This window comes from Pseudoalteromonas sp. M58 (genome assembly GCF_042604605.1).
Classification (GTDB): Bacteria; Pseudomonadota; Gammaproteobacteria; order Enterobacterales; family Alteromonadaceae; genus Pseudoalteromonas; species Pseudoalteromonas tetraodonis.
This window is the reverse complement of the sequence record NZ_CP152391.1, coordinates 311222-322973: the sequence shown is the minus strand read 5'-3', so window position 1 is coordinate 322973 and position 11752 is coordinate 311222. Positions and strand designations below refer to the sequence as shown.

Sequence of the window (11752 nt, the reverse complement as noted above, 5' to 3'; positions counted from 1 at the left end):
CACTGTTTGCAATAACCAAAATGATTACATTAAAGCTCTAAGTAGGTTTACTTATATTTTAGATAGACTTCTCAGCGGTTTTTATTTAAACCGCTACAAAAATACGATAGATAAGTATTATCACAAATTAATTAAATTAAAGAGTACTGATAGTTGCTGCTGCAAGGGGCAGCATTAAGTTTTCAGCTTTATCTGCTTTTTTCACGGATATTTGTGTAAACAATAAATGTCCACTTCCCTGCTCCTTAGCCTTTCTTACTTCATTAATTACAGAGCCGTGAGCTGGGTGCAAAGACATCCCCCCGCTACAATAGCAATAATTAGATTACGAGAGTGGCTACAAAATAAATTGAGTGAAAAAACTCAGTTGTGTAAATATTTCAGTTTTACTGTATTCATCCCAGAATTCGAAGTAATAAAGCGTAAAAGAACAACCTCAACACTTAGAATAGCTGCAATACTTTACTTAATAACCTTAGTAAGTATGCCTTTTTATGTTATAAAAAATGTAACTTGCTGATCTAAAATACAAATAACAACTTGTCCATTTGTCAGCCAGCAATGCAAACTTAAACGAGAATCAAAATCAATATTAACCATATGATTTATAAGTAAATTACTTGCAATTCTGTGCCTATATACTAGACTAGCCACAATTAGAATTTTTAGGATAAGCGCTATGAAAGGTAATCAAAAAGTAATCGACGCCTTCAATACATTGTTAGCTAACGAATTAGCTGCTATTGACCAGTATTTTATTCATTCTCGTATGTACGACGATTGGGGCTTAAACAAACTTTATGAGCGTCTTAACCATGAAATGGAAGAAGAAAAAGACCACGCTGATTGGTTAATTAAACGTATTCTTTTTTTAGAAGGCGTACCAAACATGACCAAACGTCGTGATCTGTTAATTGGTGACGATGTAAAAAGCATGATGCAAAACGACTTAACCTTAGAACTTGAAGTGGTTGAGTGTGTTAAAGAAGTTATTGCCATCTGTGAACAACAGCAAGATTATCAATCACGTGAAATTCTAGAAAAGCTATTATTTGATACCGAAGAAGATCACGTCTACTGGTTAGAGCAACAATTGGGTCTGATTGACAAAATTGGCACTCAAAACTATCACCAAGCTCAAATGGGCGAATAAGGACTTATATTATGAAAGGCGATAAAGACGTTATTGCAGCGCTAAATAAAGTACTTGCTAATGAGCTTGTGGGTATTAACCAATACTTTTTACATGCACGTATGTTTAAAGATTTTGGTTTTAGTAAACTGGACAAAGCTGATTACAAAGTATCGATACAAAAAATGAAAAATGCTGATCGTTTAATTGAGCGTATTTTATTTTTAGAAGGCTTACCAAACCTTCAAGATTTAGGACGTTTACGTATAGGCGAAAACAGCGAAGAAATGATTGCCGCTAACATGAGCTTTGAGCTTGATACCGTAGACGAGCTGCGTACTGCCATTAAACTAGCTGAAAGTAAAAAAGATTACATTAGCCGTGAAGCGCTCGATAACATTTTAAATGAGCAAGAAGAGCAAATTGATTGGCTCGAAACACAGCAACTGCTGATCAAAAACACTGGGCTTGAAAACTACTTACAATCACAACTGTAAGTTAAAGTTATAAATATAAAAAAAGCAGCTAAGGCTGCTTTTTTTATGTTTAATTTTTAAATGTTAAACCAATTCGTTTAGATAGGGACTATTATATAGACTACTATTAGGCCACTTGATCGGTTATATCTGCTATTTGAATCAGTTTACGATTGAGGATCTTTTTAGTACAGCCACAACACTTACCGCACTGGCTGCCTACTTTAAGCTCTTTAGTTAGCTCGCGCATGGTAGTAGCACCATCGTCGATGGTTTGCTCAATTTTTTTATCGCTCACACCGTGACAAAGACAAACATACATGAATACAAACAACTCTCAATTTCATTTAGTAGGTTTATACTAATCTAAACGAAAATAGTTATCAATTGGTTTTTTATAAAAATTGATTTTTTTGCATTTTTTTTTGGCCAGCGCCACTTAAGTTGAGAATTCACGGCAGCTTGAGAATTGTTTGAATTTCATTCGAAGTATGGCACTTAAATTGAGATTTATTAACTAAAGTCTGACCTTGAATTTAAATAGGTTTAGATTTAGGTAAATAGTTGAATGATTGAAATGAATTACATTAAGTCTGAAGAAACCTTAATGTATAAATATAGAATTAGTGCGTGGGCTATTTCCGGTTTGTGCCACAAGCGGACATTTGTAACGCCGCTATAAAAGACGCGCGTTAGCGCGTCCAGTGGAGGCCGTTTTTTGGCCGGAACGATTTTTGATAGCCTTGTTAACACGGGTGTTACACACAATTTTAGCTTTAATGGGCATTGTCTAGCTTCCTGTGAATAAATGATACCGTTGACAAAATATCCTGTACATCTAGCTCACTCATGGGCCACGATGTTTTTGGCGCATGAGCTACAGGATTCCTAACTGCGCCAAACAACCCTACAATCATATTGCTAAAGCCTTTTTGTTCACTGATTTCTGTATCTGTTCTCAGAGCGTTTATCTTTAAGATTGGGTGCTTAACAGAAAATGCGGTATTAAATAGATCTGCGCCATCTGTTGTTAAAGATGACATATTGCGAATTCGTTCTGCAATACCCTTTACGGCTTCAAGGACAGCATGAAAGTAATTTTCATCGACTAGTTCAGCCCGACAATAATTGAAAACCACTACACGTTAATAAATGTAAAAGCTGAGCATGTTGATATGGTAATTATGGTTTGGATTTCGACAAAAGTGCGATTAAGGAAGTTACAGTTCGGAGGTAGTGTTGAATATATTCCATACAAAAGATAAGGTAATCCAAAAGCATAATAAAATGAAGTGAAATATGATTGAGGGAATAGACATACACGTTTACTTATGGGCGCTATTTTGCGGAGCCATAATTGTTCTCGCCATCAAAGCGAAATCTAATCACACGAAACGAATTGAACAAATTGCTGAAATTCAACGTCAAAAGGAAAACCTTGAAAAGGAATCTGTTGAAAATCAGGTTGCCAAACTTGAAGGTGAGTTAGAAGAAGTGAAAAGGAAAATCACTTCTGGTCAAGAACATTTTAAAACACTCGAGGAATCCACTGAGAAGCTTGAGCTAGAGAGACAATATATCGAAGTTGGATTACTGCCACCTGTTTATAGCTTTGATGACAGAGAGGAACTTAAAGCTCAAATCAATAAATGTTATGCGGATCAGTATCGTGTCATAAGCAGAGGCCTGGCAACAGACGCATACTCAAAATGGGAATGGTTTGGCTGCGAAAAAACTGGTGCACGAATGGTCGAAGATTACCGATATCTTACGCTCAAAGCATTCAATGCAGAATTTGATGCCATACGAAAAATAATGCGCCATTCAACTTATGATACGGCGGTTAATAAACTACATCGTGTAAACGAACAACTTGGTAAACTGGGCGAGACGGCTAATGTAACCATCTCAGCAGAATTCTTTAACTTGAAAATCAATGAGTTAAACGCTTGGCATCGAGAACTTTTATACAGAGAAAGACAGAAAGCGGAGAGGAAAAAACAACAAGCTATCCTCCGTGAGCAAAATAATCAATCCGGAGATGAAGCCGATGACCTTGAAGACGAAATATCTTACCGGAGCTCTGATCTGAAAAAAGCCCAAGCCTTAGCTTTAAAACTGCACGGGGCAAGCGCTAAAGTCATAGAAGAAAGAATCCAAAAGATGAAATCTGAAATTGCCAAGTTAGAAAATAAATTTCAACGCGCAACCTCGCAAGCACAGATCACAAAGGTCGGCTACATATATGTCATTTCAAACCTAGGTAGTTTTGGAGAGGGTGTTGTTAAAATCGGAATGACTCGTAGACTCGAACCGATGGATCGCATTAATGAACTCGGTGACGCAAGCGTACCGTTTAAATTTGATGTGCACACGATGGCATTTGTGCAGAATGCTCCAGAAATAGAGAAGAAACTTCATAGAAAGTTTGACGAACAACGAGTGAATGTGGAAAACAATCGAAAGGAGTTTTTCAAGGTAAGCCCCCAGCAAGTAAAAGCTGCAATGGACGAACTGAATGTGTCAAGCGACTGGTACTTTGATGTAGAAGCCAAGGAATACAGAGAAAGTATTTTGATTCGTGAAGCAATGAACAAGCAATCGCACGAAAACCTAACTGGGTTAATTCCGGCATCAATATAAGGACATAACCATGCTCATAACAATTATATTATTCATTTGTGCATTAGGTGCATTTTTCTTGTGGAGGAAATCATGCGCAGCGCTTGAAATGGTCGAAGCAGATGGTAAGAAAGTTAGAGATGCGTACTTCCCTGTATCGAGGGCAGAAGACAAGCTAAAACAAATTAAAGAGAAATATTCAGACTTACAGATAAAGTACAATAAGACATTCAGCAGACTACGTGACAACAAAAAAAAGCTTTCATTGTACAACCTTGGCGTGGGTACCTCTGATGATACTTCTTACGCATTTATATCGGAAACGAAAGAAGTCAGAAAAATTGAAGCAAAACTTGCTCAAGTTAAAGAAGACTTAAAGGAAATGGTAAAAAACAAAACAGCTTGTATCTGCAGTATGAGTAAAGACGTAAGAGTTAATGGTCGCAAAGCTGGCGCTACAAAACTATTCAATCGTGAAATAAAACTCCGGATCCGCTGTTTAGATAATGAGTTTAAAGCGGCATGTTCAATGGTTGATTGGAACAACATCAATAGGCTATCTCAACGCGCCCGTGAAACATTCGACGATATAAACAACTCAGGCCGTATAGTTAAGACGCAATTGTCTGAAAGTTATTTCAGGTTAAAGAATAAAGAGCTCCAACTAACATATGAATTGAACCAGATCAAAGCTGACATCAAAGAAGAACAACGTGAGGAAGCACGTATAGCAAAAGAAGCAGAGCGAGAAGAAAAGCGTATAATTGATGCTGCGAATAAAGCTAGGAAAGATCGTGAGATTATGGAGAAGCTGGTTGCGCAGGAGTTGAGCAAACTAGAGTCCAGCTCTGATGAGCAAAAGGAACTGTACGAGCTGCACAAATTGGAACTGGAAGTGTTGAAGAAAAGAGAGGTTCGCGCACAATCGCTCGCTCAACAAACACGAGCTGGTTACGTTTATATAATCTCTAATAGAGTGTCATTTGGGGAGGGGATGGTAAAAATTGGCATGACTCGAAGAGCAGATCCAGATGAGAGAGTCAAAGAACTCGGAGATGCTTCTGTACCAGAACTGTTTGATGTCCACGCATATATATATTCGGAAGATGCCCCCAGTTTAGAGAAATTTCTACATAACGAATTCAGCAAACAAAGAGTCAACCTAGTAAATCATCGCAAAGAGTTCTTTAAAGTGGATGTTCAAAGCGTTGTTAAGGCACTCGACAATTACCAAGAAGATTACGAGATCGAATTGGAGCCGCATAAAGACACTGACACGTTAGCAGTGGCATAGTGGCAAGCTGCTGTGGTAGCTTTTGTATTGCGCTAGCAAGGCGTTACCAACATCTTTCTCTAGCACAGAGCGGTTCTTCGGCTCTAACACGTTTTTGTCCAAAAACGAGTTTGAGCGACCGTCTGTTTCTCGCTCTAAGCGCAGCTCAATCACACATAATTTGCTTGGCTTTTTGCAAACAATGACAAGATTACCTACCCCCCTATCTGCAGTAACAATAATAAAGATTGATTGGGTTATGCGAGTAAAAGCATTTTTAAATTAGGCAGGCATTTTTTAACTTAAAACACAAAAGAGTTATTAAACCTGAATAATTTTCATATAAAAATTCAGTAAAATTTTTTATCCATATTATACTTTTTTATTATTGCTGTAATTTTGGATAACTATGTTAAACAATTATTCTGTGCGTACCCGTTTAGCCGTGCTTGCATTGCTACCAATTATGATTTTTTTAATTACATCGTTTTTTTCAATAAACACAATGGGAAGGTTAGTAGCAGGGATTGATAGTTTATACGACGATCGTGTCGTACCACTTAAGCAAATTAAACATGTGTCTGATAATTACGCTGTAAATATTGTTGACTTACTTCATAAGTATCGTGCTGAGTCTATTACCAAATCAGCGCTTTTAGCGAATATTAATGATGCTAGAAATACGGCTGATGATGAATGGAAAGCCTACCTGAGCACACAGCTAACAGCTGAAGAAAAGCGCTTAGTAGATAACGTTGAAAGCAAACTAAAGCCCGTGCTTACGCACTTAAATAATTTGATTTTAAGCATTAATAGTGGTGAATTTTTATCACTACCACAAAAGCAATTTGTTTATGAGCTTTACCAACTCTTTGATCCGCTGAGTGCCAGCTACCAAGCTTTAATTGATTTACAACTTAAAGAAGCAAGTGATTTTAAAGTTAAAGCTGATGAGAATTATCAATTTATAAAATTGATAATTAGTGTGACAATCGCGATATTGATTTTACTGTTACTGATTGTTGCTTACTTTATTTATTCCTCGATACAAAATCCATTAATGTCATTACGCGATACCATAACGCACATTGCGACCAATGCTGATTTAACAGCTCGTGCTGAGGTTCAAGGTAAGGATGAGATTGCAGATACCGCATCTAACTTTAATGATATGCTACTTCGGATCCAAGGTTTAGTAAAAGATATGGCAGGCGCAACACTAACACTTGCCTCAGCAGCTGAAGAAATGAACTCTATTAGTATTCAGGTTGCCAGTACAGCAACGCAGCAAGAGCAACAATCGGCTATGATTGCAACTGCAATTACTCAAATGAGCAGTGCAATAGAACAAGTTGCTCAAAACGCGCAAACAACCTCCGACAAGGCAACAAGTGCCGACATTAAGGCAGGCCAAGGGCAACAAGCTGTTGCTGATAATATAGAGTCAATAAATACGCTTTCAACTTTAGTTAATACTAATACGCAGCTCATCACAGATCTAAATACACAAACCAATGATATAAACCAAGTTGTTATGATGATTCAAAGCGTTGCTGAGCAAACTAACTTGTTAGCTTTAAATGCAGCTATTGAAGCAGCAAGAGCTGGCGATTCTGGTCGTGGTTTTGCCGTTGTAGCCGATGAGGTAAGGCAACTTGCCCACAATACTCAAAAGGCAACCGCTAGTATTAATGAAATGATCACTAAACTACAAGGCATGGCTCAGCAAGCTGTTAATGCCATGGGTAACGCAGAAAGCAGCGCTAAAGAGAGTGTTGACCATGCTAATTATTCTTCGCAGGTGCTCAGCGAAATTAACCGTGAAGTTACTGAAATTGCAGATATGAATACTCAAATATCAACCGCAACACAGGAGCAAAAAATGGTCGCAAATGAGCTAAGCAGTAATATTAATGAGTTTAGCGCGAGTATCACGTCGGTTAGCGAAAGCTCACAGCAAAATGCACAGGCATCGCAAGAACTCGCACAGCTTGCGGCAATGCTACAAGGGCAAGTTAATGTATTTAAAGTTTAGGTACTTTCATTTTGCCGCATGTTAGGAGTTATACCTTAAATGAAAGCCTTATTTGCCATCAATTAAAATTATTAATTGATGGCATGCTTGTTACTTTAAGCACTAGTTTGATTTGACAATATATTTATCCAATCACTAGGGTTTGAGAGTATAAACTGATACGAGCTTCCATCTTGCGTGAAAACCTCTATCGCATCAGCTGTTATTGGAACAAGGCCTGCGCCTTTGCCTTTACATTCAACCACTTTTAAAATTGTATCACGGGCAATTGTATATGGTTCTAACCCTAATTTTTCATTAAAAGGTTCAAAATTTAAGTCGGTTTGCGTAATCCAAAACTTTCCGTCCGCTTTCATAACTCCATTTTGAATGGTTGCCATTGTTGATTTAACCACAGTTGATTGCATATTTAAATTCCTTTACACGTGAATATAATTTCAAATTGTTCAACTTCCTTCTGTTTATTATTACAGCTAACTTGATAGCCAAAAGCAAGTTTATTTGTGCACTAACGACACAAAGCCACCTTTTAAATTTAAAAGTTACCCGCATATATTTACCTACTTTAAACTTTGTGGGATAATTGCCGCCCTCTTAGGGGAGTAGCCCGCTCAGTAATGAGTAAACTTATCAACATAATTGCACCTCATGTGCATGGTAAGTTTGTAATGTTGTAGCAAGCGTTATCGGCGAGACCTAGGTAGACACTATCCTCATGGCGGGAGATAGCTGTTTGCCTTGGTTTAGTATTCCCGCCTGAAGATTATATTAATGGATATTTTTTTAACCTCTACCGTCACTGTTGCCCTTGCTGAAATAGGCGATAAAACCCAGCTTTTATCTTTACTATTAGCTGCTCGCTTTCATAATAAAATTGCACTTATTTTAGGCATTCTCGCTGCTACTATTATTAATCATGGTTTATCTGCATGGTTTGGTGATTGGCTAAGCGGAAACTTTGCCGTCGAATACTTACCTTGGATAGTCAATATAAGCTTTATTGTGGTAGGGCTGTGGCTACTTATTCCAGATAAAGATGAAGAAGTGAGCCATAAATACGACCGCTATGGTGCATTTTTAGTGGCCTTAATCTTATTTTTTATTGCTGAAATTGGGGACAAAACACAAATTGCAACCGTGTTGCTCGGTGCACAATATCAATCAGTACTTTGGGTTACGGTGGGTACTACAGTAGGCATGTTAATTGCCAATGTCCCTGTTATTTATGCCGGTAAGGCGTTACTAAAAAGAATTCCATTAAATACCGTAAGAGCGATAGCAGCCAGTGTTTTTGTACTGTTGGGTATTTATGGTTTAGTGACTATATAATGATTAAATAACGTTTAAATCACTCTTTAATCGTTAAACAATAAAAAGCGCTTGCCTACTTTTATACAAGTTGTAAGCGCTTTTTATATAAGGGTATATGATTTAGGCGTTATTTACACAATAGCAGCCTTTTGTATCCGCTATTAATAATGATGAGTTAAATCCGGCCTGTAAATTACTAATAACGGTTTCCACAAAGCCACTACCTTGAGAGCATGCCAGCCCTTCAGATAAAGGCCCTGCATAAACAAACTCACCATTTTTATCAATTAAAACGGCGGCAGGTGTGGCAGGGATCACTGACTTTAACTCATTATTTAATACAAAATTTTGCACTTCAACCCCTTGGTTTGTAGCAAAGCGTTGCAGGGCTGATAAATGAGGCTGTGCTTGAATTGTACAGCCGCAATTTTCTTGCGTAATAATCACAAGTTGAGCACTGTCTTTGTTTTGCCACAGTACTTGGTTTTTAAATTGCGAAAACCAGTTTTGCTGTTTAAGCATATTACCCTCATCAAAGGGCTTTAGCTGCCCTAGCTGAAAGTAAACAAGTGCCGACACAACAAAAGCAAGCCATATACAAATTAAGCTAATGGTGAAATAACGAGACTTACTTAAATTTTGCAATACTTTGCTCTAATACATCAATACTTACGTCTATCAGCTGCACTTTAGCCGTTAACTGCTCAACTATTTTAGTCTCTTGATACTGATTTTGGCGCATTTGATCTGTACTCATTGCTATTTGCTCTGTATTTCCAGCCTGTTCGGCAACCACTTGAGCTACTGAGTTAGTGCTGGCAGATACCGCTTGAATTTGATCACTCATTGACGAAATATTCTCTTTCATCGTTGCGCTTATTTTTGTTAAATCAACCACAAATTCTACACATTGATTCATCGACTGAGTTGACGTGCGACTATTATTTACCAGATCTGTAAGCGTAGACGCTATTTTGGTTGTTGTTGCTTGGCTGCTATTTGCAAGCGAGCGTACTTCATCGGCAACAACAGCAAACCCTCGGCCATGCTCACCCGCTCGTGCGGCCTCTATTGCAGCATTAAGGGCTAATAAATTAGTTTGGTCGGCTATGCCTGAAATTTCATTGAGTAAACTAGTAATAACATCCCCAGCGGCCACTAAATGGCTTAACTGCTCTTCAGTGTTTGTTAACAAGGTGAGTAGCTCGGTGCTTTTTCTGTCGGTTTGTAATACTTCCTCCAGCGCAACATTGGCTGATTCAGTAATGCTATTAACTTGTTGTTTTAAAGTATCGCTTTCTTGTTCAACTAACTTAAAACCATGCGCAACTTGTGCGCCTGAATTAGCAATATCATCTGTTTGCGCGTTTCGTTGCTGCGCGCTATTGGCTAACTCATCATGAACATGAATAAGCTCTTTAGAGTTATTTTTTAAAGAGTCTGACTGAACTTGAACTTGCTTAATCACATCTGATAAGTACTCAAGCAAAGTATTAAAACCAACTACCGCTTTGCTTGTTGTGTCATCTGCTCGCATAGAAAGCTTAACTTGATTTGGATCTTGCATTATTTGCTCTGTGGCATAACTTAAAGATAGACCCGCACGGCGTTCGCGATTTAATGTTACGGCAATAAAACCAGCTACAAGCGCTTCCACAATGGCATACGCTGCGTGAATAAGCACTGTTGAAAAGGCAAGTCGGTCTGGATCAAATACGTAAAAACCAGTATTTTGTGTTTGCAAATAGTAAAAAGATAAATGGTGTATAGCTACAAACACAATAGCGGTAATAAACACTCGCCACTCTATGAACATTATTAGCATGGCTAAGAAAATGAATATTTCGAAATGCACTTCGATAAGGCCATAGGCTTGTTGAATATGTAAAAATGAAAACATCATAATTGCAGCCGCAACAACATGCGGTGTCATTTTGCTATCGGGTTGGGTTTTTAAAAGCCAAATGGGGAGCAAACATAACGGTAAGCCGACAAGAAATGCTTCTGTCAGGGTGCCAAAATAAAGACCAATACCTATAGACTCAATAAACAAAAGACTAAAAATAATTGTGAATAACCGACTTACACTAGACATAAAAACCTTAAATTAATTGTGTTCTAATTTAAACACGTTCAGCTGATATTTAAACTCAAAACAGCTAGCTATTTATTATTTCAAATCAAACAAAGTACAAATTATTTGATTTAAAACCGTTTTTAATGCGCTACTTAACAATTGGTAGTATTTGTTTAAAGGTAGACGTCCCTGCTTTTGTTGTCCATTGAAATATGATGGTCTCTACACAAGAGACTATAGCACCGGCTTGACGAAGCTGTTCTAGTGCAATAGCTTTGTGCTCTGTGTTTCTTGATGCTACTGCATCAGCTGCCACAGTGACCGCATAACCCTGCTGTAATAAATCTAAGCATGTTTGTAACACACAAACGTGCGCTTCAGTGCCAATTACAACTATATGTGGGCGATTTAATTGCGCAAGAATATCTAAAAACCCCTCTTGTGCACAGGCACTAAAGTTAATTTTTTCAAAATAGCGTGTATTAGGTAACACAGATTTTATTTTCTCATCACTTTCACCTAGTCCTTTTTTATAATGTTCTGTAATTATTGAAGGAATTTGATGAATAGCACTTGCTTTTGCTAACTGCAGAGCACAATCTAGCGTGTCATTAAACGAAGCAATCGCTGGTGCTAACTTACTTTGTAAGTCGATAACTAAAAGTATACTGTGCTCTGCTTTAATATTTCCTGCGTAATTCATACTATGTCCTTACGTTATAACTAGATTAACCTTGTAACAAACAACAAAAACACAACAAACAGTTTACATTTAATGCTTTTTGTAATTTTTGAATTAAACTCATGTTATATTACGCCAATATTT

At 37.6% G+C, this 11752-nt stretch carries 12 protein-coding genes and 1 pseudogene; 6 read left to right on the top strand and 7 right to left on the bottom strand.

Annotated elements, in window-relative coordinates:
- Positions 1–136: 136 nt before the first annotated feature.
- The gene (locus tag AAGD16_RS16720; protein WP_013463108.1) at positions 137–298 is read right to left on the bottom strand and encodes a hypothetical protein; all 162 of its coding nucleotides are present in this window, start codon (positions 296–298) and stop codon (positions 137–139) included.
- A 381-nt stretch (positions 299–679) separates the two neighbouring features.
- On the opposite strand from AAGD16_RS16720, the gene bfr (AAGD16_RS16715) reads away from it, so the two are divergent.
- Positions 680–1153 carry a bacterioferritin gene (bfr, locus tag AAGD16_RS16715; protein WP_013463107.1) on the top strand — a complete coding sequence of 158 codons (474 nt, stop codon included), beginning with the start codon at positions 680–682 and terminating at the stop codon, positions 1151–1153.
- Between the two features lie 11 nt (positions 1154–1164).
- Complete coding sequence (bfr, locus tag AAGD16_RS16710; protein WP_036955020.1) at positions 1165–1629, top strand: bacterioferritin; 465 nt, start codon at positions 1165–1167, stop codon at positions 1627–1629.
- A gap of 106 nt (positions 1630–1735) precedes the next feature.
- On the opposite strand, the gene AAGD16_RS16705 is transcribed toward bfr (AAGD16_RS16710), so the two are convergent.
- Entirely contained in the window at positions 1736–1930 is a 195-nt protein-coding gene (locus tag AAGD16_RS16705; RefSeq protein WP_377115257.1) for a (2Fe-2S)-binding protein, read from the bottom strand.
- Positions 1931–2384: 454 nt separating this feature from the next.
- A pseudogene (locus AAGD16_RS16700) lies at positions 2385–2744 on the bottom strand (TIGR02391 family protein); the annotation flags it as partial.
- Between the two features lie 163 nt (positions 2745–2907).
- Here AAGD16_RS16700 and AAGD16_RS16695 point away from each other — a divergent pair.
- The 3 genes from AAGD16_RS16695 (at position 2908) to AAGD16_RS16685 (ending at position 7538) form a co-directional block, all read left to right on the top strand.
- Positions 2908–4251 carry a DUF4041 domain-containing protein gene (locus AAGD16_RS16695; RefSeq protein ID WP_377115254.1) on the top strand — a complete coding sequence of 448 codons (1344 nt, stop codon included), beginning with the start codon at positions 2908–2910 and terminating at the stop codon, positions 4249–4251.
- A gap of 10 nt (positions 4252–4261) precedes the next feature.
- The gene (locus AAGD16_RS16690) at positions 4262–5524 is read left to right on the top strand and encodes a DUF4041 domain-containing protein (RefSeq protein WP_058155889.1); all 1263 of its coding nucleotides are present in this window, start codon (positions 4262–4264) and stop codon (positions 5522–5524) included.
- A gap of 388 nt (positions 5525–5912) precedes the next feature.
- Positions 5913–7538, top strand: a complete 1626-nt coding sequence (locus AAGD16_RS16685) for a methyl-accepting chemotaxis protein (RefSeq protein ID WP_377115250.1) — start codon at positions 5913–5915, stop codon at positions 7536–7538.
- Between the two features lie 95 nt (positions 7539–7633).
- Here the strand turns inward: AAGD16_RS16685 and AAGD16_RS16680 are convergent, their stop codons facing one another.
- A complete protein-coding gene (locus AAGD16_RS16680; RefSeq protein WP_013463090.1) occupies positions 7634–7945 on the bottom strand; it encodes a hypothetical protein in 312 nt (103 codons plus the stop codon).
- Between the two features lie 364 nt (positions 7946–8309).
- Here AAGD16_RS16680 and AAGD16_RS16675 point away from each other — a divergent pair, with 364 nt between their 5' ends.
- Positions 8310–8867: a TMEM165/GDT1 family protein gene (locus AAGD16_RS16675; protein ID WP_013463089.1), complete on the top strand. Its 558-nt coding sequence runs from the start codon at positions 8310–8312 to the stop codon at positions 8865–8867.
- A 102-nt stretch (positions 8868–8969) separates the two neighbouring features.
- Here the strand turns inward: AAGD16_RS16675 and AAGD16_RS16670 are convergent, their stop codons facing one another.
- From AAGD16_RS16670 to AAGD16_RS16660, 3 genes are all read right to left on the bottom strand, one after another.
- A complete protein-coding gene (locus AAGD16_RS16670; protein WP_013463088.1) occupies positions 8970–9494 on the bottom strand; it encodes a DUF6436 domain-containing protein in 525 nt (174 codons plus the stop codon).
- On the bottom strand, positions 9478–10944 hold the full coding sequence (locus tag AAGD16_RS16665; RefSeq protein ID WP_024601071.1) for a methyl-accepting chemotaxis protein: 1467 nt from the start codon (positions 10942–10944) through the stop codon (positions 9478–9480). Before AAGD16_RS16665 ends, AAGD16_RS16670 begins: the two co-directional genes overlap by 17 nt.
- 130 nt (positions 10945–11074) lie before the next feature.
- Positions 11075–11629: an isochorismatase family protein gene (locus tag AAGD16_RS16660; RefSeq protein ID WP_013463086.1), complete on the bottom strand. Its 555-nt coding sequence runs from the start codon at positions 11627–11629 to the stop codon at positions 11075–11077.
- Positions 11630–11752 lie beyond the last annotated feature (123 nt).